The 24806-nt window shown below is 34.4% G+C and carries 20 protein-coding genes and 1 pseudogene; 7 read left to right on the forward strand and 14 right to left on the reverse strand.

Features of this window, described 5'->3' with window-relative positions; translation table 11 throughout:
• Positions 1–589, reverse strand: a pseudogene (locus C1638_RS18980) (T9SS type A sorting domain-containing protein); the annotation flags it as partial.
• 387 nt (positions 590–976) lie between these two features.
• On the opposite strand from C1638_RS18980, the gene C1638_RS18985 reads away from it, so the two are divergent.
• The gene (locus C1638_RS18985) at positions 977–1882 is read left to right on the forward strand and encodes an FN3 associated domain-containing protein (protein WP_109623532.1); all 906 of its coding nucleotides are present in this window, start codon (positions 977–979) and stop codon (positions 1880–1882) included.
• A gap of 224 nt (positions 1883–2106) precedes the next feature.
• Here the strand turns inward: C1638_RS18985 and C1638_RS18990 are convergent, their stop codons facing one another.
• Positions 2107–2829, reverse strand: a complete 723-nt coding sequence (locus C1638_RS18990; protein WP_109623533.1) for a phytanoyl-CoA dioxygenase family protein — start codon at positions 2827–2829, stop codon at positions 2107–2109.
• A 6-nt stretch (positions 2830–2835) separates the two neighbouring features.
• Positions 2836–4086 (reverse strand): dicarboxylate/amino acid:cation symporter, encoded by a 1251-nt coding sequence (locus C1638_RS18995; RefSeq protein WP_076352533.1) that lies wholly within the window; start codon positions 4084–4086, stop codon positions 2836–2838.
• 222 nt (positions 4087–4308) lie between these two features.
• Here C1638_RS18995 and C1638_RS19000 point away from each other — a divergent pair, with 222 nt between their 5' ends.
• From C1638_RS19000 to C1638_RS19015, 4 genes are all read left to right on the forward strand, one after another.
• A complete protein-coding gene (locus C1638_RS19000) occupies positions 4309–4797 on the forward strand; it encodes a BON domain-containing protein (protein WP_109623534.1) in 489 nt (162 codons plus the stop codon).
• A gap of 10 nt (positions 4798–4807) precedes the next feature.
• Complete coding sequence (locus C1638_RS19005; RefSeq protein WP_109623535.1) at positions 4808–5227, forward strand: SH3 domain-containing protein; 420 nt, start codon at positions 4808–4810, stop codon at positions 5225–5227.
• A 91-nt stretch (positions 5228–5318) separates the two neighbouring features.
• On the forward strand, positions 5319–8036 hold the full coding sequence (locus C1638_RS19010) for an outer membrane beta-barrel protein (protein ID WP_109623689.1): 2718 nt from the start codon (positions 5319–5321) through the stop codon (positions 8034–8036).
• A gap of 294 nt (positions 8037–8330) precedes the next feature.
• Entirely contained in the window at positions 8331–10190 is a 1860-nt protein-coding gene (locus C1638_RS19015) for a CocE/NonD family hydrolase (RefSeq protein ID WP_109623536.1), read from the forward strand.
• A 154-nt stretch (positions 10191–10344) separates the two neighbouring features.
• Here C1638_RS19015 and C1638_RS19020 read toward each other — a convergent pair whose 3' ends face one another.
• The 3 genes from C1638_RS19020 to speB form a co-directional block, all read right to left on the reverse strand.
• Positions 10345–10956, reverse strand: coding sequence for an alpha-ketoglutarate-dependent dioxygenase AlkB family protein (locus C1638_RS19020; RefSeq protein WP_109623537.1), 612 nt, complete (start codon positions 10954–10956; stop codon positions 10345–10347).
• A 100-nt stretch (positions 10957–11056) separates the two neighbouring features.
• Positions 11057–11899: a bifunctional helix-turn-helix domain-containing protein/methylated-DNA--[protein]-cysteine S-methyltransferase gene (locus tag C1638_RS19025; RefSeq protein ID WP_109623538.1), complete on the reverse strand. Its 843-nt coding sequence runs from the start codon at positions 11897–11899 to the stop codon at positions 11057–11059.
• Between the two features lie 69 nt (positions 11900–11968).
• Positions 11969–12826: an agmatinase gene (gene speB, locus C1638_RS19030; protein ID WP_109623539.1), complete on the reverse strand. Its 858-nt coding sequence runs from the start codon at positions 12824–12826 to the stop codon at positions 11969–11971.
• A 211-nt stretch (positions 12827–13037) separates the two neighbouring features.
• On the opposite strand from speB, the gene C1638_RS19035 reads away from it, so the two are divergent.
• Positions 13038–13697 carry an HAD family hydrolase gene (locus C1638_RS19035; RefSeq protein WP_109623540.1) on the forward strand — a complete coding sequence of 220 codons (660 nt, stop codon included), beginning with the start codon at positions 13038–13040 and terminating at the stop codon, positions 13695–13697.
• A gap of 115 nt (positions 13698–13812) precedes the next feature.
• On the opposite strand, the gene C1638_RS19040 is transcribed toward C1638_RS19035, so the two are convergent.
• The 6 genes from C1638_RS19040 to C1638_RS19065 all read right to left on the reverse strand — a co-directional run bounded on the left by C1638_RS19040 (position 13813) and on the right by C1638_RS19065 (position 21031).
• A complete protein-coding gene (locus C1638_RS19040) occupies positions 13813–15207 on the reverse strand; it encodes a type III PLP-dependent enzyme domain-containing protein (RefSeq protein ID WP_109623541.1) in 1395 nt (464 codons plus the stop codon).
• A gap of 122 nt (positions 15208–15329) precedes the next feature.
• Positions 15330–16205: a tyrosine-protein phosphatase gene (locus tag C1638_RS19045; protein ID WP_109623542.1), complete on the reverse strand. Its 876-nt coding sequence runs from the start codon at positions 16203–16205 to the stop codon at positions 15330–15332.
• A 95-nt stretch (positions 16206–16300) separates the two neighbouring features.
• Entirely contained in the window at positions 16301–16948 is a 648-nt protein-coding gene (locus tag C1638_RS19050) for a thiamine diphosphokinase (RefSeq protein ID WP_109623543.1), read from the reverse strand.
• Entirely contained in the window at positions 16938–17507 is a 570-nt protein-coding gene (locus C1638_RS19055) for a cob(I)yrinic acid a,c-diamide adenosyltransferase (RefSeq protein ID WP_106914943.1), read from the reverse strand. The genes C1638_RS19050 and C1638_RS19055 overlap by 11 nt, the downstream gene beginning before the upstream one ends.
• 196 nt (positions 17508–17703) lie before the next feature.
• Positions 17704–20124: a TonB-dependent receptor plug domain-containing protein gene (locus tag C1638_RS19060; protein ID WP_109623544.1), complete on the reverse strand. Its 2421-nt coding sequence runs from the start codon at positions 20122–20124 to the stop codon at positions 17704–17706.
• Positions 20125–20449: 325 nt separating this feature from the next.
• Positions 20450–21031, reverse strand: coding sequence for a hypothetical protein (locus C1638_RS19065; protein WP_123838402.1), 582 nt, complete (start codon positions 21029–21031; stop codon positions 20450–20452).
• 175 nt (positions 21032–21206) lie between these two features.
• On the opposite strand from C1638_RS19065, the gene C1638_RS19070 reads away from it, so the two are divergent.
• Positions 21207–21698, forward strand: a complete 492-nt coding sequence (locus tag C1638_RS19070; RefSeq protein WP_109623546.1) for a DinB family protein — start codon at positions 21207–21209, stop codon at positions 21696–21698.
• Between the two features lie 154 nt (positions 21699–21852).
• Here the strand turns inward: C1638_RS19070 and C1638_RS19075 are convergent, their stop codons facing one another.
• The gene (locus C1638_RS19075) at positions 21853–22803 is read right to left on the reverse strand and encodes a helix-turn-helix transcriptional regulator (RefSeq protein ID WP_109623547.1); all 951 of its coding nucleotides are present in this window, start codon (positions 22801–22803) and stop codon (positions 21853–21855) included.
• Positions 22804–22843: 40 nt separating this feature from the next.
• Positions 22844–24571, reverse strand: coding sequence for an ABC transporter ATP-binding protein (locus C1638_RS19080; protein WP_109623690.1), 1728 nt, complete (start codon positions 24569–24571; stop codon positions 22844–22846).
• Positions 24572–24806 lie beyond the last annotated feature (235 nt).

Raw genomic sequence — 24806 nt, forward strand, 5'->3', positions numbered from 1 at the left:
CCTCGTCAAGACCTCTTCCACCCAAAATGAGTTGAGAGATTTCCTTGCCATTTTTGTCGAGTTTGACAACCCATACATCCTTGGAGCCATGTCCCTTGGGTGAGTTCTGGATATTTGCTGCTACAATAAATCCCTGGTCCGTAGTTTGGATCACTGCCCTGGCTTCCTCATCCGAAGAACTTCCCATTGTTTTTTGCCACAGCTCATCCCCAAATTCATTGATGCGGATGAGCCATACATCTGAACCGCCTTTGGAGTCGTCCTTTTTATCCAATCCTTTGCCTGAATACGAGGTTCCTGCCAAGAGGAATCCTCCATCCTGCGTGGTTACGGTCGTTGAAAGATAATCGTGGTTTTGTCCTGAGAAGTATTTTTCAAAAACCGGTTCTCCTTGTTGGTTCAGTTTTACCAGATGGAAGTCGTAGCCGTTGTTTTGTCTGTTGTTTTGTTGGAGTTTGTCGCCCTGAATGGAGCTTCCCGTAATAAGGTATTGCTGATCGATGGTGGTGGTCACCTGGCTTAGAAAGTCCTGGGTAGAGGACTTGATGTCCTTTTGCCAGATCACTTCCTGAGCAGATATACCCAGCACAGTGCACAAGGTAAATGCACCGAGATAAATCTTTTTCATTCTTGTATTTTTAAGTTAGTGATTAGTTTTATTATTTTGTCACAAATTTAACTTTTTTTATGACTTTAAACCTTTATTAAAGGGATTTGATATAAAAATAACCTATGAATATATTTTATCATTCCATATTATCTAAACACAAAGATATTTTCATGAAGCGACAAAACATGACGTATTATTTTCACTATAAAAATAATTGATTATGTAATTATTTTATCACTATAATAAAAAAAACAGACTCTATTATTAGAACACAAACAGCTCCTTTTCAGTATAATCTTAGATGATTTATCTTCTTAGTTTTTGGCCCGGTATTTTCAATATATTCGCTATTATAAATCATAAAATATGAAAAGAAAACTTGTTATATTCTCTTTATTCATTACTCAAATCATTGATGCACAAAACTTCTCTCAAGATATAAGTTCTTTTACAGATACAGAAGAACACGAAATCACCCAAAATATAAGCAAGCCTGAACTAAAAAAAACAGAATTCGAAACTAGACAACCCACTGAAGATTTCAAATATACACAGCAAATGGCTTCTCCGATAATCTCAGCAGACAGACTTTTTGATTTTTCTACTAAGGTTGAAATTAAGTCAATGAATCCTCGCGATAAAATCTACTATATGACCATAAATGCGAGTGATGCCAATAAAAAAAAGACATTCACTGCTTACAAAAGACCATTTATGATCAGTAAGACCACTCAGGTTAAAGCCTACGCTGAAAGAAAAGGTGAAAAAAGCTCAGTAACTACAGCCAACTTCAATAGAAGACCTAATTACTGGAATATCAATACAATTTCAAAAGCTGTTCCTCCATATACAGCCAGCGGGAAGCTTGCATTAATCGACGGAATAAGAGGTGATATAAACTGGCAAAAAGGTGAATGGCAAGGATATCAGGGGCAAAATTTTGAAACAATTATCGATTTTAAATCTCCCCAACAGCTTACAATATTATCCTCTACTTATCTTCAGGACAGCAAAGCAGGCATCCTGATACCTAAAAAAGTGGAATATTATGCCTCGATGAATGGAAAAGATTTTATCCTTCTAAAAACAATTGATAATGATATTGATCCTAAAGATGAGAAAGTACAAATCAAGGATTTCACCACAGAAATTCTTCCTACAGAAGCACTATATCTTAAAGTAAAAGCCTATTACTTTGGGAAACTTCCGAAATCGCATCAGGGAAATGGCGGTGAAACCTATATCTTTATTGATGAAATTTCTGTACAATAACACAATTATAATCCATGAAAAAATTATCCGCATGTAGCTGCGTAATGGAAACACCCATCTATGCATGTATGAAAGATAATTCAGTAAAAAAAGAATATTTAATTTTGCTTTTTTACAATAAACAAAACATTAACAAAGAAAACAGAGAAGTAATATCTGATTCCTGGTCATAAAAAATAGCCTCTTCATATTTGAAGAGGCTATGTTATAATTTATTCAATATTTTAATTCATTCGTTCAGCCCATTGAAGAACTTCCGGAAGTTCCATATCTGAAAATTCAATATGGATTACTCTTCTTTTCTTTCCGTTGGTAGTTCTGTTTGAACCATGCAGAGTAAGAGGTTTCATGAGCATAATTCCACCTTTTTCTACATTACAGATCTCTTCTGTTTCTATTGTCCAATCTATGGTTTCCGGCCTATAAACTCCCTTAAAATGGGATTTTGGAACTACTTTTAAGGCTCCATTATTTTCATCTGTGTCATCTAGATGAATTCTTATGGTATAAATATTTTCTAAAATATTCAATGGAGGCTGAACGGCAAACTGATTTTGTTTTGTTGTCCAGGGTCCGAAATTGGAGAGTTCCTGTTTTTTATCTACAGAAATGGTCAGATCCTGATGATAGGCTACATACCAATTGGATGTTTCAGGTTTATCAAAATAGATGCTTTTTACAACAAAATATTTTTCTCCAAAGATTTCTTTAATGATTCGTTGAATGTTATTATTAAAGATGAAGTCCTTTATTTCAGGTATTTCCTTTAAGAACTGTCTTATCGCAAACAGATCTTCAGATTTCCTGAAATTTTCCCGTGAAGTATCTATACCATTCAAAACACTGATTATTTTTTCTACTTCATCGGCAGAAAAAACATCATTTATAATGGAAAAGCCATATTCAAGAATATGGCTTTTATAAGTTTCTAAGTTTTTTAAACTCATTATAATTTAAATTTTGTCTAGAGGTTCGGTTAATTGTCCCTCCCACTTCGATACTGCAGAAGTAGCCAGTGTATTTCCTAACACGTTAGTCATACTTCTTCCCATATCACAGAAATGGTCAATTGGCAGAATTAAAGCGATTCCTTCCGGTGGAATTCCGAACATGGAACAAGTTGCTACAATAATTACCAGTGAAGCTCTTGGAACTCCCGCAATTCCCTTAGAGGTAAGCATTAATACCAAAAGCATAGTGATTTGCTGTCCGATAGTCATTTCAATACCGTAGATCTGTGCAATGAAGATAGAAGCAAACGTCATATACATCATACTTCCATCCAGGTTGAAAGAGTATCCTAAAGGTAAAATAAAAGATACTACTCTACTGTTACACCCGAATTTTTCAAGCTCTTCCACCAATTTCGGGAATACAGCTTCTGAACTGGTTGTAGAGAAAGCAATTAATAATGGTTCTTTAATTCTTTTTAATAAATCAAATAAACGGTTTCCTAAGATGAAGTATCCGACCAATAAAAGCACTAGCCAAAGTACACCAAGTGCGAAGAAGAAGTCTCTTAGATAGATAGCATATACTTTAAATATTTCAAAACCATTGGTAGCCACTACAGCTGCAATAGCTCCCAATACCCCAAGCGGAGCAAACCACATGATATATCCTACCATTTTAAGGATCCCATGAGCCATAATATCGAAAAGTTTAACAACAGGCTTAGAATATTCTTCACCTAAATTAGCCAAAGCCACTCCAAACATGATAGCAAATACTACAATCTGTAATACTTCATTTGTAGCAAAAGCTTCAAATAAACTTTTAGGGATCATATGCTTTACAAAGTCTTCCAGAGAAAAACTCTTACTGCTTTTAAGAAGTTCATCAGCAGAAGCAACATCCTGAATAGGTAATTTGGTAACATGTCCCGGCTCTAGCCAGTTCACAAGTATCAATCCTATAAAAAGGGAAATCAAAGAAGCTGAAATGAACCAAAGCATTGCCTTTGTTCCTACCCTTCCAATCATTTTAATGTCGCTCATTTTAGCAATCCCCACTACCAGGGTAGTAAAAACCAAAGGCGCAATAATCATCTGTACCAATCTGATAAAAACAGTTCCAAGTAGTTTTATATTCTTGGAAAAGGGTTCTGCACTTTCAGGATATTGCACGTGTACAATTCCTCCAATCCCTACTCCCAGGATAAGCGCAATGATAATTGCTATAAAAAGTTTATTCTGTCCTTTCATATATATAGTTCAATTTGCGCAAATATAATGGTTTTTGAATTGGCAGTATATTTTATTCTAAACACGTTAAGGCCATATTAATTTTTTGAAACATAAAAATTAAATCACTGATTCAGAAAATATTGTAAAAAATTTAAGAAACATTTATTGATTTTTTATTCTTTTGGTACAAATTTTATTATTACATTTGATTGTATAACAACATTAAAATAAATATACAATATGAAAAAAACTATCGCAATGGCTGCATTAGCTGTAGCTGTATCTTTCGGGGCAGTTTCTTGTAAAAAGAAAATTTCTGATGCTGATCTTCAGACCCAAGCTACAACTGTAGTAACTTCTAATCCCAATGCTTCTGTTGAAGTAAAAGAAGGTGTGGCTCACTTAAGCGGAACTTTCGTTGATCAACAATCTAAAGATGCAATGATTGCACAATTAAAAGCAATCACCGGAGTAAAGGATGTAATGGATATGTCTAAAGTTGAGGCAGCTCCTGTTGTTGCTCCTGTAGAAACTAAATCTGCAGTAGATCCTGCTATTCAGAAAAAAGTTCAGGATGCTGTTAAAGATTTCCCTACTGTAAAAGTAGAAGTAGTAAATAACGAGCTTACTCTTACAGGAAATGTTTCTCAGGAACAAGCTAAAAAAATTAAGCAGTCTGTAGACGCTTTAAAAGTAGGTAAAGTAAAATATAACTACACTGTAAAATAATTAAATTAAGATGAGTACATTACAAGATAAATATTCAAGCGTAGTTTCAGCGGCTCAGTCTGCTGGAATTTCAAATCTTCAAGTTCAGGAACAAGACGGAATTTTATATGTTTCTGGTGGTGCTTCCAATTCTGCAGCAAAAGATGCTGTTTGGAATGCTTTAGGTGCTATTGATTCTACTTATTCTGCTTCAGATATCAATATTGATGTACAGGTAGAAGGACTTGCTTCAGGAGCTTCTTTAACTGTAGCTACAGAAGATTCTAACCTAAACATCAGACAGGAACCGTCTACGGAAGCTGCTGTTGTAGGTAAAGCTGCAAAAGGTTCTTCAGTAACTTTAATTGAACAAACTTCTGATGACTGGTGGAAAGTAAAAAATGCTGACGGACAGGAAGGATATGCTTATTCAAGATATTTGAAAGCATAATTTCATAAAAAAAATAATTTTTGAAATATTTTTGAAGAAACATCTCCACATGGAGATGTTTTTTTATTTTTACCGCTTTGAAAAGAACTTAATGAAGAAAATTATTCTGCTGCTGACCTTGATATTCAATATCCTGATTATCAATGCTCAGAAATTGCATATAGATGGAAAAGTATCTGATTTTGAAAAGAAACCTCTGGAAAATGTCACAGTATATCTTTTAAAACAAAAAGACTCCACCATTGTCAATTACACTGCCACCAATAAAGAAGGTAAATTTTCTTTGAAAATTGATGAAGTGAAAGAGCCATCTATATTAAAAATTGATGCTGAAAAATTATCGTATTCAAAAGCATTCGAAAAAATAGAACAATCATTATCCCTTGGAGATATAGAGCTTAGCAAAAAAGAAGTGATTACTATCGATGAGGTAAAAATCACTGTTTCTCCTGTAAAGGTAAAGAATGACACCATAGAATTCAATGCAGCAGCCATTAAGGTACGCCCTGATAGTAAAATTGAGGAACTTTTGAAACAAATTCCCGGTGTAGAGATTGGCAATGATGGAAAAATCACAGCCAACGGGAAAGAAGTAGATCAAATCATGGTTAATGGAAAACCATTCTTTGATAAAGATGGTAAAATCGCCCTGCAAAACCTCCCTGCTGACATTATTAAAAACATCCAGTTTACTACAACCAAAACAAAGGAGGAAGAACTGAGCGGAAAGCCTCCAAAATCTCAAAATACAACTATTAATTTTAATATTGATGAGAAGAAAAACAAAGGTCTTCTTTCAAGGCTCACGGTTGGCTACGGATCAGATAAACGGTATGAGGGAAGTGGATTGCTAAGTTATTTTAAAGGAGATGCCAAAGTAAGTCTATTGGCCTCTTCCAATAATATTAATTCGAAAAGTATTTCTGCGGATGATGTCTTTGATAATATGGGACGTGGCAGAGGTTCAGGAACACAAAACAGCAGTAGTGGAATTCAGAGATCGACTACTATTGGGCTTAATTATAATGATAAACTCGGAAATGATGCAGATCTCGATAACCTCAGCCTAAAATATTCAAAATCTGAGACAGAAACCCGTTCCAAGGTTTCAAGAACTACACTTCTTCCGGATTATACGCTAAAGACGAACTCTGAAAGTAATGGTAATAATGAGTCGAAACAATATAGCTTTGAAACTTCAGCAAGAATAAAATTGGACTCAATGACCAACATTTATATAATGCCCTCTTTTTCAAAGTCTGAGAACTTCAGTTTCAACAGATCAGCATCTTCCACTTTAAGAGATGATAAGCTCTTGAACGAAAGTACATCTTCCAGCCAAACCAACGGAGAAAGCAATACATTCGCCCCTAATATTTATTTTACCAAAAATCTAAAGAAAAAAGGACGATCAATATCTGCTAACATCAACAGTTCAATCTCTGAAACAAAAAATGATAATATCAATCAGTCCCAAAATACATTTTACAAGGAATCTGATATTACCACAGACAATAGAAATCAATTACAAAAAACACGCGGACAAACCAGCAATTATACTTTCAGCGCCTTATATACAGAACCTATTTCGGATTCTGCAATGGTAAACTTTGGATTGCAATATAACTCAAAATTATCCAGTGATATAAGGAATTTCAGTGATTTTGATCCTGCTACCGGACAATATTCTCAATATAATACACGTCTTTCTAACAGTATGGACCAAAAGATCAATCAGCTTTCGCCAGAACTGTCTTTTTTCCTTTACAAAAAGAAATTCAACGCCTGGAGTACTGTTAATTTTGATATTTCAGATATGAAAGTAAATTCTGTGTTCAATGGGCAGCTATATGATCTTCAGAAAAGTTTTTTCCTACCCAGATATACAGTTAATTTTCAGTACGTTTTTTCGGACCGCAAAAGGTTAACCTTAATGAATTCTTCCAACTTTAATATTCCTGATGCAGAAAAATTAATTCCTTATAGGGATGAATCTGACCCGTTAATTACCTATACCGGAAATCCTGATCTAAAAAACACATGGACAAACAGTAGCAATATTTCCTTTAGCAGCTTTAATATTGTAAATAATTTCAGCTATTATATTAATACAGGGTTTACCTATAGAAATAATGATATTACACAATATTCTCAATATGACAGCTCCGGAAAACAGATTGTAACCTACAGCAATATAAGTGGAAATAAAAATTTCAATCTCAGTTCAGGCTTAACCAAGACTTTTAAATGGAAAGACAATAAATTCAGTATTAATCCAAGATTCAGCATGAGTTATACTTACAACAACGGTTTTATCAATGGACAGCTATTTAAAAGTAATTCATACAACTTCAATCCGGGACTGAATCTTAGCTATGAGATCAAGGATAAACTTACGATAAAACCATCCTATAAATTGGGATACAGCTTTTCAAACTACTCCAATTACAGGGTAGACAATGTGAATACAGCCAATCAATCTCTAAAACTGGAACTTACCAACTATCTGTTTCAAAGCAAATTTGTCTTTGGTAATGATTTTGAATACAACACCAATTCTAACATTGCCCCCGGTTTCAAAAAGGATTTTTACTTCTGGAATACCAGCTTAGGATATTCATTCTACAATAAACAGTTTACCGCTAAAGTAAAGGTTTATGATGTATTAAATCAAAATCAGAGTGTAAGAAGAACCATTACAGATTCTTATTTTGAAGACCGTGAAGACTTAATTCTAAAGCGATATATTATGTTTTCTCTTAGTATGAAGCTTAATAAGTTTGCGGGCAAAAAATCGAAGAAAAAATAAACATTACACTTATATTGTAAAGTCACAAAAATATTTTAAACACTTAAGCTATTTTTAAGTGACCAATAAATTTTTAAAAAGTACACTTAAGATTTTTACTAATCTCTCATTTGGAAAGGGCAAAGACTTCCATTAATAAATCCTGTGACCTGACATAGTGTTTTTTAACCATTTATCTATAACTCTTCATTATCAATAATAAAAAACTAAAACAAATTCATTTTAAAGGAAGATTCTCATTATAAAATACAATAACAGTGTTTTTTATTTTTAAATTAGCCTCAAATTTTACTTATGAAGATTCATCTTTCAATTTTACTTATTCTCTTTTTCATTCTTGGAAAGGCTCAGAACACTGAACAAAAAGATAGTTTTGTTAAAGACAATTTCACCAAGAAAGAATTTTATATTCCCATGCGTGACGGAATTAAGCTTTTCACTGCAGTGTATATTCCAAAGGATATTTCCAATAAAAACAAATATCCGTTCCTGATGCAGAGAACCTGCTACAGCATTGCTCCTTATGGTGAAAACGAATATAAGACGAAAGTTGGACCTAATTCTTTTCTGATGAAAGACAAGTACATTTTTGTATATCAGGATGTGCGTGGAAGATATATGAGTGAGGGAACTTTTACCAATATGACTCCACAAGTGGAACATAAAACAAAAAAGGATGTGGATGAAAGTACGGATACTTACGATACTATAGAATGGCTTTTGAAAAACGTTAAAGATAACAATGGTAAAGCAGGACAATTTGGAACTTCTTATCCCGGGTTTTATACTGCTGTAGGAACATTGGCACAACATCCGGCTTTGGTAGCCTCTTCGCCTCAGGCTCCGATTTCAGATTTCTGGAATGATGATTTTCTTCACAACGGAAGATTTATGTTGGGATATTTCAGAACATTTCCTGTTTTTGGAGTTCAGAAAACAAAGCCTGAACAAAAAGCATGGTATATGGATTCATTCATTAAACAAACTTCTGAGGACGGTCTGAAATTCTACAGAGAAATGGGCACCCTGAAAGATGCCTATGAGAAATATTATAAAAATAATTTCTTCATGACAGAAATTATGAATCATACCAACTATGATGAGTTCTGGCAGAAAAGAGGTCTTCTTCCTCATCTTAAAAATATTAACCACGCAGTAATGACTGTTGGAGGATGGTTTGATGCAGAAGATCTATCCGGACCTTTAAATATTTACAAAACAATAGAAAAAACAAGCCCTAAAGCTAAAAACACCATTGTAATGGGACCTTTCTCACACGGTGGATGGTCTCAGGAGCAAGGTAAGCATTTCCATAGTGAAACTTATTTCGGAGACAGCATTGCAACCTATTACCAGAAAAATATTGAAACAAAATTCTTTAATCATTATTTGAAAGGAAATACTAAGGAAGATGCAGGGCTTCCTGAAGCTTTAATGTATGATACAGGAGCTAAGGAATGGAAAGAATTTACGTCTTATCCACCTAAAAATGCACAGAAAGTGAATTTTTATTTATCAGATAAAACTCTAAAAAAGACTTCAGGACAAGGGTATTCTGAGTATTATAGCGATCCTAACAATCCTGTGTTAAGCTCCGATCATTTAAAAGATTTCAATGGTTTTACACCAAAAAATTATATGTCGGAGGACCAAAGATTTGCTGTGGGAAGACCGGATGTACTGACGTTCACAACTGATGTACTGACAGATGATATTGCTTTTGCCGGAGAGATTTTGGCTAAACTTAATATTTCCTCTTCTTCTACAGATGCTGACTTTGCAGTAAAATTGATTGATGTTTATCCTGAAGATTTCAAACCTGCGGAGAAGAAAGACGGGGTGATCTATGGAAATTATCACCAGATGGTAAGAAGTGAAATTATGCCTGCAAGGTTCAGAAATTCTAAAGAAAAAGGAGAAGCTTTAGTTCCTAATCAAAAAACAGCAGTGAATTTCAGGCTTCAGGATGTGGTTCACACATTTAAAAAAGGGCATAAAATCCAAATCCAGATCAGCAGTACGTGGTTCCCGCTTTTTGCTATAAACCCACAGAAATTCTTAGATAATCCGAATTTTGCATCCAAAGAGGATTACACTAAGGCATTTATCAAAATATATGATGACAGTTCCATTGAGGCTGAAATTTTAAAATAAACTGAAAAAGCTGTTCGTTTGAACAGCTTTTTATATTTTTAGGTTTTGGCTAAAGCCAAATGAATTTGAATGATTTGTTTAAGCGGGCTAAAGCCCATTTCTATGGATAGGCAAATTGATTAGATATTTAATGAAAATCTAATTTCTAATCCTATTATTCTTCAATTGTTCTGAAAGTAAGGTTTACTCTTGGAGTTTTTACTTTTGTTGTGGGCGGAAGCCTGTGAAGCCAATTATCCTGAGTCGCTCCTTTCATGATTAATAAACTTCCGGTTTCAAGGAATATTTCTACTTTTTCCTTTGTTCTTTTATGTTTAAATAAAAACTTTCTCTCTGCTCCAAAAGTTAAAGAAGCAATGGCACCATGTTTTTTCAGATCCGTTTCACCATCACTGTGATAGGCCATTCCCTCACTTCCGTCATGGTATAAATTAAGCAAACAGGAGTTGTATGTTTCTCCGGAAACTTCCTCACATTTGTGCTTCAGTCTCAAAAGTTCAGGCGTCCAGAATTTAGCATATTTTGTTCTGTTTGAATACGTATATTCAAATGCTTTTTCCCCAAACCACGCTACTTTACGCTTGGTTAGAATTAGTTTTCCGAAGATCACTGCCTCATCATTTTCCCAGGGAATTTGATTGAACAGATAATCATAATACACATCAGATTCTTCTCTTGAAAAGACCTTTCCATAATAATGAACAGTTCCGTCATGCGGAAGAAGGCTTAAAGGATAATCTGGTATTTCGTCGAACAGACTGAGCATAACATTTTGTTTTGTGAGGTATAATAATTTCTAAACACAAATTTCAATAATATTTTCACAAATAATACAATAGCTGTTATTTAAAATTTTTGTTTTTCGTTTAAGAATACATTTGTGAGCTTTCCCAGCCTACAATCATCTGTTTTCTATCACTACCCCATCGGTAACCACCAAGATGACCGGTAGATTGAATCACACGATGACATGGAATAAGAAATGCTACCGGATTGCTTCCTATAGCTGTTCCTACAGCTCTGGATGCTTTCGGATTTCCTATTTTTTCCGCTAGGTTACCGTAAGTAGATAATTTCCCCATGGGAATGGTTAATAGACTTTCCCAGACTTTAAGCTGAAAATCGGTACCTTTTAAGTGAAGCTTGATCGTTTTGAGCCTTGTCCAGTCTTTATCGAATATAAACAATGCATTTTTTTGAAGAGTGTCCTGTTTTTCAAAAAAAGAAGCATTAGGAAATTTATGTTTCAAATTTCCTAATGCTGATTCTTTATCGTTTTCAAAAGCCATATGGCAGATCCCTTTTTCTGTAGATGCTACCAGTATGTTTCCAAAAGGACTTTCGGAAAAACTATAGTTGATGACAAGGTTTTTTCCTCCATTCTTATATTCTGCGGGAGACATTCCTTCTATTTTTACAAACAGATCATGAAGTCTGCTTGTACTGGAAAGTCCCGTTTCATAAGCGGTATCAAAAATACTTGCTTTTTCTTCCTTTAATAAATTCTTAGCATGTTCAAGACTGATGAACTGCAAAAATTTCTTCGGACTTGTACCTGCCCAATCTGTAAATATCTTCTGAAAATGGGCCGGACTCAAGTGAATATTCTCTGCCACTTCCTCCAAACTTGGCTGAAGTCTGAAATTGCTCTGGATATACTCTATCGCTTTGGCAATTCTATTATAATCTATCTGACTTTGCGTGGACATTTTACTTTGTTTTTACCTCACAAATTTCCAAAGAATATACGGCAGAAAAAATCCGATTCTTGCGGAATATTAGTTGTTGTTATAAATATCGTTATAAGCAAGCATTTTGTAATATAACTTCGCTGATAAGAAAGCGGTTGGCTTAGCCATTGGAGAATCCATTAATTCTACAATATCAAATGCCACTACATTACATTTTTCAAATACTCCTCTTAATAATTCTAACGTTGGGTACCATTGTAATCCACCTGGCTCAGGAGTTCCTGTAGAAGGGGCAATAGAAGGATCGAAAGCATCAAGGTCAATCGTAATATATACGTTTCCTGAAACTTTTTCTAATACATCATTGACCCAGTTTTCATTGTTAGCAATTTCGTGAGCAAAGAATACTCTTCCTTCCGGTAGATATTGAGCTTCTTCAGCATCCATAGAACGGATTCCCACCTGAACCAAGTTATGCTTTTGATTTGCTTCAAATACTGCACAAGCATGGTTAGAAGTTGAACCGTGGAACTCAGGACGTAGATCTGTATGAGCATCTAATTGAAGAACCGTTAAATTCTCGAATTTCTCACCTACCGCACGGATAGAACCAATAGAAACAGAGTGCTCACCACCGAAAAGAGTGAATACTTTTCCTTCATTGTTCAAAAGCTCTTTTGTTTTTTGATAAACAGCTTCAGTCATTGCCTCAGGGCTAGAGTTTTCAGTTACTTCACCTGCTAAATATACTCCTTGCAAAAATGGTTCAGTACCTGTTTCAATGTCATAAAGCTCCATGTTTTCAGAAGCGTCTAAGAATAATTCAGGACCTTTATCTGCTCCTTTTCCCCATGTTGAAGTTCCATCATAAGGAACTGTTACCAACATTACTTTCGAATTCTCTAACGTTGCGTTTTCTTCGGGAATTCCTGCGTATGTTCTCATGCTTTATTTAAAAATTTTAATGTTGTAAAGATTGAAATATTAGTCGCAAAGATACGAAGAAAGTTATGAGTTTTGAGAATGTCTAATTTACAATTTACTAATATCAAATTAAAATCCAAGGCTATAAATCTGATAGATGAAGTCCTATATCTTACGTCTTGTCTCTTTCAACTTTAAAATCAAATAACTATTTTTACAAAAAACTTTATATATGTCTTTAAAAGCTGTTCTTTTCGATATGGATGGGGTAATTGTAGACACAGAACCCTTGCATAGAAAAGCTTACTTCAAAACGTTTGATGAATTGGAAATTGCAGTTTCCGAAGATTTATACACCTCCTTTACCGGTGCTTCTACCAAAAGGGTTTGTGAAGCACTAATCAATAAGTATGACCTGAGCCATACCCATGAAGCCATTGCCGGTATCAAAAGATCTCACTTCAAGGATTATTTTTTTAATGATGATGAGTTTGATTTAATTCCCGGGGTTAGAAAACTAATTGAGCATTACCATGAAAATGGAGTCAAGCTTATTTTAGCTTCTTCCGCAACCATGACAACAATCAATATGGTTTTTGAAAAATTCGGACTTGAAAAATATTTCAGCGGAAAGATCAGCGGAGCAGATTTAAAGGAGTCCAAACCTCATCCTGAAGTATTTTTACTGGCAGCTGAAATGGCAGAAGAACCTGTAGAAAACTGTATGGTTATTGAGGATTCTACCAATGGAATTCTCGCAGCACACAGAGCAAAAATTTTCTGTGCAGCTTACAGAAGTCTCCATTCAAAAAATCAGGATTATACTTTAGCGGATACTGTTATTTCAGATTATGAAGAACTTGAACTCGATAAGATTTCTAAATACTTTTAAAATAAAAGAAGCTCTCAAATTTTGAGAGCTTCTTTTGTATATTCATTAGTCTTTTGATTAAGCAAGAGCAAAATAATTCTACTGCTTTTCTTTTTCAAAATGACTGGTTAAGATCTTATTTGTAACCTAATAGTTTCAAGATATCTTCTGGTTCCTGTTTCTCGCGGAAAACTTCATAGTGTAATTCACCATTTTCATCTTTCTGGATCAGGACGTGTCTCGGTTGAGGCATCAGGCAGTGATGTACTCCACCGTATCCTCCAATTGTTTCCTGATATGCTCCGGTATGGAAGAAACCAATATACAACGGCTTCGTATCACTGAAAACAGGTAAATAAATAGCATTGGTATGCTGCTCAGAGTTATAATAATCATCTGAATCACACGTTAATCCTCCCAGGAATACTCTTTCATAAGTATCTTCCCAACGGTTTAGCGGAAGCATGATAAAGTGTCTTGAAATAGCCCAAGTATCAGGAAGCGTAGTCATGAAAGAAGAATCAATCATATTCCACTTTTCTCTGTCATTCTGACGTTTTTGAGAAATAATCTTATAAAGGTTAGCCCCACTTTCTCCAACTGTAAAACTTCCGAATTCAGTATAAATGTTTGGTTCTTCTACCCCCTCTTCTTCACAGAATTTTTTGATTTGAGAAACAATTTCCTCTACCATATATTGGTAATCGTAATCAAAGTTTAATGAAGTTTTGATTGGGAAACCTCCTCCAATATTCAAAGAATCTACTTCCGGAGCAATTTTCTTCAAACGTGCATATACACGAAGACATTTGTACAATTCATTCCAGTAGTATGAAGTATCTTTAATCCCCGTATTGATGAAGAAGTGAAGCATCTTCAGTCTTGCATTCGGGTGCTCGGCAATCTTCTGGCTATAATAAGGGATGATATCCTTGTATCCGATTCCTAGTCTTGAGGTATAGAATTCGAATTTCGGTTCTTCCTCAGAAGCAATTCTAATTCCTATATTGAATGTAGAATCTATACTTTCCGTAAGCTTATCAAGTTCACGGTAATTATCCAAAATTGGAGTAATGTTTTCAAAACCGTTATTGATCATATCTGAAATCTTCATCAGATAATCATCCGTTTTGAATCCATTACAGATTACTTCAATATTCTTATCTACCTTTTCCTTCTCATAAAGAGACTTCACAATATCCATGTCATAGGCAGAAGAAGTTTCTATCGAAATATCATTCTTCAAAGCCTCTTCCAATACAAAATTGAAATGACTGGATTTTGTACAATAGCAGTAGGTATAATTCTTTTTATATTCAATTTTCTCAAAAGCTTCTTTAAACCAGCTTTTGGCTTTCTGAATATTTTGAGAAATTCTCGGCAAGTAGCTAATCTTTAGCGGAGTGCCAAATTGCTCAACAACGTCCATCAATGGAACATCGTGAAACAACAAATTGTTCTCAGAAACATTAAACTCCTCTGTAGGAAAATATAATGTCTGATCAATAAGTTCCGAGTACTTTATTTTCATTTCTAAACAAGTGAATTAAGAAATGCAAAATTGCTAAAAAAGTTTGATTTTTGAATGTTAAAATTATTATAATTTTAAATAAAACCTCAATATTCCTTCTTAGAGAAATTTATAGCTGATAATCAATAGGTAAACTTTTGAATATATTCCTCTCTTTTTGTATCAGAGATTCCCAAAACCTGCTGAATATAAGCATCTGTGGAGCCATATTTCTTATCAATCTCCCCAAAAGCTGCATCAAGATACCTTTTTTCCACCCAACTTAGCTTTTCCAGGACCTGTAGATCCATCTTTGGATATATAAAATGCAGGCTATTGGCCAGTCGAAGCCTTTTCTCTACCAACCCTTTTCTAAAGTTGTTGGACAAAAGATATTCGTTATAAATTGTTTTTTTATCAAACTTCAGTATTGTCAGGATCAAGGCGGTAACAATTCCGGTTCTGTCTTTACCTGCCGTACAGTGATAGAGAATGGGGTCTTTGGAATCCAGAATCTCTGTAATAATGACCTTAATTGTTGCGGGATTTTCTGTAACATACTCACGGTAGAAGTCTATCATCCTCTTATCTGCGTCGGAAGCATTTACCTTTCCTTTCAGAACAAGTTTTTTTGCCTGAGCAAGCTGATCACCTTCATCTTCAAATGCTGAATATTTTTTATAAACAGTTTCTGCCGGAAGCTGATCCGGGCTCTGAGATATTTCTTTTGAATTTCTAAGATCAATGACTTCTTTTATGCCCAGTTTTTCAATATCATCAAAAGATTTCTTTTTCAGCTTATGAAGATGGGCACTTCTATAAAGCTTACCTGATTTTAAAGTTCTTCCTTCTGTATTTTTAATATTTCCTACCGTCCGGAAATTATTCACTTTCTTAATCTGAATTACTTTTTCAGTTTCATTTTTCCCATATTCAGGGGTTTCAAAATGTTGTGTTTTGCATGAGAAAATACAGCATAATGAAATGGTGAAAACTGATATTTTGATTAATGTATTCAATTGTTTTTAATAAGTTTTGGCTAAAGCCAGTGGATTTGTATATTTTTTATCAAATGGGCTAAAGCCCATTTCTATTGATATATAATTAGATCCTTTTAATAGATTTTCGGATATTCTATTTCGTTGATTCCTACAAAAAATAATAAATCTCCAGATTCATACTGAACAGTAACCTCATCTTCAACAGCAAAATTTCGGGTTCCTATTCTTGAGGTGATGCTTAGATTTCCGTTTGTCAAAGGCCAGTTAAGTCCTGTAGTTGTTATATGATCAGCCGACGGAAAGGGATAAAGAGAAATCATTTTATTCTTTACTCCTTTCAATGTAAAATTGTTGGGAATAAAATAGTATTCAGAAAATTCATCATAAAATCTGAGGTTCATACGGTCTTTAAATGCAAAAGCAACGGTAAGATTTCCAAGAAAATGGTCTTGTTCTCCTCCACTTCCTCCAAAAACATCTACCTCTGAACTTCCTCTATCTAAAATAATTTCCAACGCTTTATGAAAATCTGTTTTGTCCTGATCCAAGGTAAGAATAAACTTTTCCTGATACACGTTTTCATCCGATCCACAATGAGAATCAAAGTCACCGGATATAAAATCCAGTTTATCCAGAGGAAATCCCATTTTTTTCAGATAGTGAAAAGCACCGTCCGTACAGGCAATGAGGCTATAGTTATCTAAATCCGGAAAAGATTTTGGAGCGTCCCCGTTAATGAAAAGTAATGTTTTATCTCTCATTCGGGTTCCAGTATTCTTCCGGTTCGTTATTTACTTTTGAAATATATCTTGCTAGTACAAAAAGATAATCTGATAGTCTGTTTAAATATTTAATTAATTCCGGACGTACTTCTTCTGCTTCGTTAAGGAATACCAATGAACGTTCTGCTCTTCTGCAAATGGTTCTTGCAGCATGTAAAAATGTTGCAGGTTTTCCACCACCCGGAAGAATAAAATATTGAAGAGGTTCCAATTTTCCTTCAAAGGCATCCATCCACTGCTCCAATTCTTCAATCTCTGTTTCTGAGATAATGATAGGAAGACGTGATTTTCCGTTAGCTAGCATCAATTTATCCGCCGGTGTTGCTGCTTCAGAACCTACCGTGAATAAATCAAACTGGATTTTTTTCAGCTGTTTCAAAACTTCTTCATCTTCAATATGACTTTTAGCAATTCCTATGAATGAATTCAGCTCGTCTATATTTCCATAGCTGTCAACTCTTGCACTGGCCTTGGAAACTCTTGTCCCACCATATAATGCAGTCTGACCTTTATCGCCTGTCTTTGTATAAATTTTCATACTACTAAAATACTTTTTTTTGTATAAAGTACAATGCAAAAAGTAGCAATAACTGCCTATTCTGCCTGAAAAAATAATTAGCTGACATTAGGAATTAATGTCAGCTAATATTTGTATAGATGGGTTCTATATCTTTTTAGATTACTTTCCCTTTGTTAAGCATGATAAAGCAAATGCCAATTCTTTTATTTATAAATTAAAAAGTATAATTAACATTTAGCTGAAAAATTGTTCCGTTAAATCCAAACTGATTCACCTCCCAAGGGTATCTGAACCTTCCTCCAAGATCTGTTACTATATCTCCTTTGCTATCTATTACATCCGGATAAATATTAAACAAATTATTCACAACTCCGGAAATCTTAAGGTCTTTCGTGATTTTATATGTTAAAACGATGTCTGTAACTATCTTACCAGAAAATGTCTGATCTTTGGCAGGATCAGTTGCGTGCTGCCATGTAACAGAACCAAAGTAAGTATTATTAAGATTAAAGTTAAACTTTGAAATATCATACGAAAGACTAAGAATAGTTTTTGTTTTTGGCCTTGCAGATGTAATTCTAGATTGTTCTTTTCTATCAAAAAAATTTTCTGAGTAACCATTTTCAGCCAAAATAGGTGGAACGGCAATATTATCTACTATTTTAGTTTCGTTATAATTGAAAGCCGCAATAATTCCCAATCTTCCTTTGCCAATAGCGGATGTATAATAATTAGCCACGAAATCTACCCCCTCAGTAACAGTATTTACAGCATTGGTGAAAAACTTCAAGGAGGTTATTTTATTATTGTCTAATATTACTTCCACAGGGTTTGTTGTATCCGGATTACCCGGAGCACCGGTTTTGTAACCAATATCTCCTGAGAAAAGTACTCGGTCTTTAATTTTTATTCTATAATAATCGGCTGTAATAGTAAGGTTTTTAAAAGGTTTCACTGCAAATCCCGCAGTAATATTAAAGGCTTTTTCGGCATTTAATTTTGCTACACCAAGATCAGATCTTACAATTTGAGAATCATTATTAAAAGTACCCTGATTAGCTACAGTATTCCCTGTAATTTTGGTTTGAACGTTGGAATAATAAATTTGGTGTAATGAAGGCGCTCGAAATCCTGTAGAAACAGACCCACGGAAAACTAATTTATCATCTAACAACTTATATCTTGCATTTCCTTTCCAAGAGACATTATTTCCAAAATCACTAAAGTTTTCATATCTCACAGTTCCTCCAACTAACAAGTTTTTCGTAACATCCCATTCAGCATTCATATAAGCTCCAATATTTTGACGATTTTTATTGACTTCATTTTGAGACTGCAGTCCTGGAAATGATTCTGCACCACTTCCTATATAAGACGCTTCCTCTCCTGCTCTCGCTTGATAGTTTTCATTTCGTACTTCAACGCCAGCTCCTAAAACTATCGCACCAAAATTTCGGTTGATATCTATGTTTCCAATAATATTACTAAACTGATGGCCACCTGCTTTAAAACTTGTTGGTGAATTTCCACCCAAAGATGTATTAATGGTGTTTCCTACAACATAATTTACTGCATTAGAGCCAAAGGTTGCACTACCATCAAAACTCCATTTTCCAAACATGCCTTTCCACCCGGAGGTTAAATTATAATCATAGACATCTGTTTTAAATTGCGGCTGAAATCCATTGTAAGGTTGTCCTTTTGGAGTTAATAAACCAAAATCTGAAGTTACCCAATAGGGTGTTCTATACAAACCAAAACTAGTTCCATTCCTATAAGTTGTACCACCAAAAGCATAAAATTTACCTGTTTCACTTGTTGGCAATTCAAAATTTACAAACATATTAGCAACTCTTGTCTCCGGCTGCCCTATAATCATCCCCAAACCAGGATTAGCCTGCGTCCAAGCATTATCTACACCAAAAAGTTCATCTTTTGTAATAGAACCCGCACGGTTAGTTTTATTTTGGGAAGAATATCCCAATGTAAGATTCAAACTTCCATTTTTTGCGACTCTGATTCCCGTATTAAAATCTGCCCCTATATTAAAGCCATCTCCTTTTGAAGTAATCCCTGAAAAAAGATTAACAGTGCTTTTTCCAACACTGTTTTTAAGAATAATATTAATTACTCCTGCAATAGCATCAGAACCATATTGTGCTGAGGCACCATCTCTCAATACCTCTACGTTTTGTAAAGCTGCTGACGGAATGCTTTTAAGATCTGTACCTACTTCGCCTTTTCCTGGTGTATCATTTACATAAATTAAAGCGCTTTGATTTTTTCTTTTACCATTAACCAAAACTAATGTTCTGGAAGGGCCTAATCCTCTTAAGTCTGCCGGATCAAAGTGAGCCGTTGCATCAGAAACGGTTTGCTGTGATGAATTAAAAGATGGTACAGCATACGTCAAAGCTTTATCAAAAGTAACCTGCCCTGTAGATTTTAGTTGTACTGCCGAAATATTATCAATAGGAATGGCAGAGGTAATTATAGTTCTAGGCTTAGTTCTACCCGTAGTAACCACAACTTCATCTATATTATTTTCTTTTACAGTTTCCTGAGCATATGCTATAGTACCAGCTCCGCTTAATACTAATGCATAGATTTTTTTTTTAAAGAGTTTATTTTTCATGTCAAGTATTAATAATTAAATAAATTTATAAAAAAATTAAATACTAAATACGAAAATCAATTAAATAATATGAATTACATTCAATAATTAGAAAAATGTTATCAATTCATAAAAACATAATAATTAATTTACAGAATATAAAATGGCTTATTGATGAAATATAACAATAGCTTTCTATTTTATTTGAAAAAAAATTAATCAAAATAACAAATAAAAATTATTTTATTCTTTTTGATAAGCAATTTCAATAGAGGTGAAATTGTATCAGCTATGACTCGCAATAACTTGTAAAAAAAATGGCCGGGAGAAACCGGCCATATCCAAATTATTTATTTACCTCTACGTATTGTATGATGGTCTTGTTTTTTGGGTTGTAGATAATTGTACTACTGTTGGGAAATCTTTTTAGCTTGTAATATTCAATGCTTGTATCCGTTTTAATATCTTCTAAAAAGCTTGTGTCAAAGGTATTTTCCGGAAGAAATTTTGAAATGAGACTTATTTTACTAATAATACTCTGTCCATCAATCTTCCTTGCCGATTTATCTGATTTACTTTCATCAGAAGTAGTCTGCTTTTCTAAAAAAGGCATTAAGGCTGCAATATCAGCTTTGTATTTAAAGATGTATCCTTCAGTTCCGGTAGGAAGTTTAAACTTTTTTCCTTTATCTTCCGAAACCATGGATCCTGAATTAGGAAAAACTTCATTAAATTTTACATCCTGAGAGTTAGTAAAAGAGTTAATGGATTCATTGACTGTTTTTTTTACAGTTTCTTCTACTGCTTCCTGCGCTTTTTGCTGTACTGTTTCTGTTGTTTTCTGAACGGTCTGGTCAATCTTTTCTTCAATTTTATTACATGATACTAATAAAAATGCAGTCATCACTGGCAAAATATACTTCTTCATAATTCTAATGGTCAATTTCTTTTTATTAATATACTTTTCTTCTAACGGAAAAGTAGGTCTCAATATTTTAGCAAAGAAATAAAATATTTTTCAACATCAAAAATCCTACTGACAAACTGTTGTCATCACCCGCTCTTACCTTTGTATAACAATAACAAACAAAAAACAATACATTATGACAACTACAGCTACAGCCACACAACAATTCATGTCAACCGAGCAATTATTAAAGCATTGGCAAGGACACAGAAACTTGACAAGAAGGGTAATCGAAGCATTTCCGGAAAAAGAATTATTTGAGTTTTCAATAGGGGGTATGAGACCGTTTGCTAAACTAGCGGTAGAGCTTATCAGCATTGGGGGTATCGCTTTAAAGGGAATTGTTGACAACAATATGGAAGCTTATACTGAAGAAGGTTTTAATCCAAAAACAAAGGAAGATATCCTTAAAAAATGGGACGAAGAAACAGGGGTTATCAATCACTATTTCAACCAGATTTCTGAGGAGCGTCTTCAGGAAACGTTCAACCTATTTGGACAGTATGAATTCCCAGTATATGAGAACATTCTTTATTTTGTAGACAATGAAATCCACCACCGCGGACAAGGATATGTTTATCTGAGAGCTTTAGGAATTGAACCTCCTTTCTTCTGGGAGAGATTCTAATTAAACTATAATAATTAAAGAAAGCAGGTAGGCTGAGAAACAAACTTGAATTTTCAATCTGGTCTCAGCGGGTTAGCTTTATCAGCTTTCTTTAACTTTTTAACCATTTCATCTTTTTGCCTCAATTCACCTCAACATTCAAACTGTTGAGGTTTTATTGATGTCTATCCATCATCTTCATGAGAAGTTCATTCAATTTTACACGAAGACTTTCCGGTTCTAAGACAGTAGCATAATCTGCAAAAGTGATAACCCATCTTGGAAATCCACCCTCAATCCATTCTGTTTCAAAAGTCAGTTCCACACCTTGATCCGTCTCCACTTCTTCAATTAATCCATAATATTTTTTGGAATTCACCAGATGAGACATTATTTTTTTATCTACTAAAAGCTTTGCCCTTACCTTATTTCCATGTGATTTTCTGTAATCATTAATCTGTCCATATTCCTGTAGAAAAGGAACCTGCGTCTTAGAAATCTGTAAAATTCTGTCTACCCGAAACTGTCTGAAATCTTTTCTCAGGGTACAATAGGCCATGATATACCAAAAATTAAATTCAAAAAAAATTCCAACTGCTTCAATGGTTCTGGTAGTCACCTTTGAATCTACCGTTTGATATTCGATACTCAACTGGGTTTTCTCTGCAATGCTTTCTAAAATAATAGGAATTACATTTTTCAGGGAATCTTCTTTCTGGGTATGAACATTAAAAACATCAATCTGCTTTTCAATATTCTGAATAAGATTTTTATCCGAATATCTTAATACAGAACGTACCTTTTCCATCGCTGTCTGATAATGGTTTCCCAAACTTTGATGGGAAAATTTCTGCATAAGTTTTTCAGCAGTAATGAAACTCAAAACTTCTTCTTTCGTGAACATCACAGGGGGAAGTTTGTAGCCATCCATCAATGAATAACCATTTCCTGCTTCTCCTACAATTGGAATTCCAGCATTTTCCAGCGTTTTTACATCCCGATAAATGGTTCTGATGCTGACATCGAACTTCTCAGCCAGATCCTGTGCCCTTACAACAGGCTTAGATTGAAGCTGGGTAAGAATAGCCGTTACCCGGTCGAGTTTTTTTAGATAATGATCGTTCATGTATATACCGCTGACTAAAAGTTTATAGTTCGCAAAATTATTAATTATCTTTCAGAGTATTCACCAGTTTATCAAGATTTAAACTGCGTGCAGAGGCGTCAAAAATTTCACGATACGTACCATCCTTAATATAAAGTTCATCATGGGTTCCGCTCTCTACCACTCTTCCTTTTTTCATAACATAGATGGTATCTGAGTCTAAAATTTGGGATAAAGAGTGTGAAATGATAACAACTGTTCTTCCCTCTTTTATGGCATCCAGAGAATTCTTTATCTGTTCTGTGGCAATGGCATCCAAACTTGCTGTAGGCTCATCCAAAAAGATGATGGGAGGATTCTTTAGAAACAGTCTTGCAATGGCTATTCTCTGTTGCTGTCCTCCAGAAAGCTGGGTTGCATCATGCTTATATCCATCGGGGAGATCCAGAATCTGGTCATGCAGATATGCTTTTTTTGCAGCATCCTGAATTTGCTCAAAGTCCGCATTCATATCTCCGTACCGGATATTATCTTCAATACTTCCCTGAAAGATATGATTCTTCTGAAGTACTAGCCCAAGGTCACTTCTAAGAAAAGTATTATCATATTCATTAAGGTTGACATCATCCAATACAATTTCTCCGGAATCGGGCAGATAAAATTTACATAAAAGATTAATGACTGTTGATTTCCCTGCTCCGCTCAATCCTACCAATGCTGTTGTTTTCCCATTTTCAATTTTCATGGAAACATTATGGAGTGCTTTTGTTCCGTTGGGATACGTGAAGTCTACATCTTTAAGTTTAAAAGTTCCTTTAATTTCTTTTTCTACAAAGTTTCCGTTCTGCTCCGTTTCATTATCTGCATTGAGAATATCAAAATACCCTTCAGCATAGATCATAGCATCATTCATGTCATCATAAATCCTGTGCAACTGGCGGATTGGTGCTGAAACATTATTAAAAAGCATAATATGAAGCATAATTGCTCCAATTGTCATCTGCTGATCAAGCACCAGATAAACGGTCAAAAGAATGATTAAAACTACTCCAAACTGTTCAATGAATGTCTTTAATCCATCATAAATAAAATTGATTTTCCTGGTGAACATCTGGCTTTCCATCAACTGCATCTGCAGATCATATTGTTTTTTACCCTCAAATTTTTCACGGACAAAACTTTTAATCACCATGATAGAGTTGATGAGGTTTAAAAGGCCTGAAGTCTTCTTCTCTCTTTGATTTCTTAACTGGCGACGTACTCCACCTAATTTTTTAGCCTGTAAAGAACTTATATAAAAATAGATGGGCACAATAATCGTGGAAACGGCTCCTACATATACATTTTGCATATACATGATAATCAGTGCAATAATGGCATTGGAGAAAAGTGGAAGAATATCAATGAAAAAATTTTGAACCAACTTTGTTAAGCTTTCAATACCACGATCAATTCTGATCTGCAGTTTTCCGGATTCATGATTTTCATCATTAAAATAAGCAACTTTATACGTTAAAATCTTATCAATTGCTGATTGAGCCAATACCGAACTGACGTTGATCCTTATTTTCTCTCCATAAAATTTCTGCCCGAAGTTGATAAAAATATTTAACAGTTCTTTTCCCAGTAAGATAATGGAGATGATGATCAGAATATGAATTCCCTCTGTCATAGGATGTGGAAGGTGCGTAAGCTTGGTAACCTCATCCACAGTATACTTCAGAACAATCGGGTTTACCTGTGCCGCCAAAGCTCCAAGAAAAGTTAGAAACAAGGTTCCATAGATCATTAATCTGTAAGGCCTGATGAATGGAACAAGTTGTTTATAAATCCCGAATAAAGTAATTGTTCTGTTAAAAGGTTTTGCCATGAATCATAGTATAGGTCCTAGTAAAATTAAGCCTTTTTTAAAACAATTCATAGAAAAACCCAGCTTAATGCCAGCTTATCTTTTCTATATGAGTCTGTTTTTTTAATCTCGCTGTATTCAAAATGGTTTTCTTAATTCCGAAAGGTTACTCTAC

Origin of the sequence: Chryseobacterium oncorhynchi, from assembly GCF_002899895.1 — a bacterium.
Lineage (GTDB): Bacteria > Bacteroidota > Bacteroidia > Flavobacteriales > Weeksellaceae > Chryseobacterium > Chryseobacterium oncorhynchi.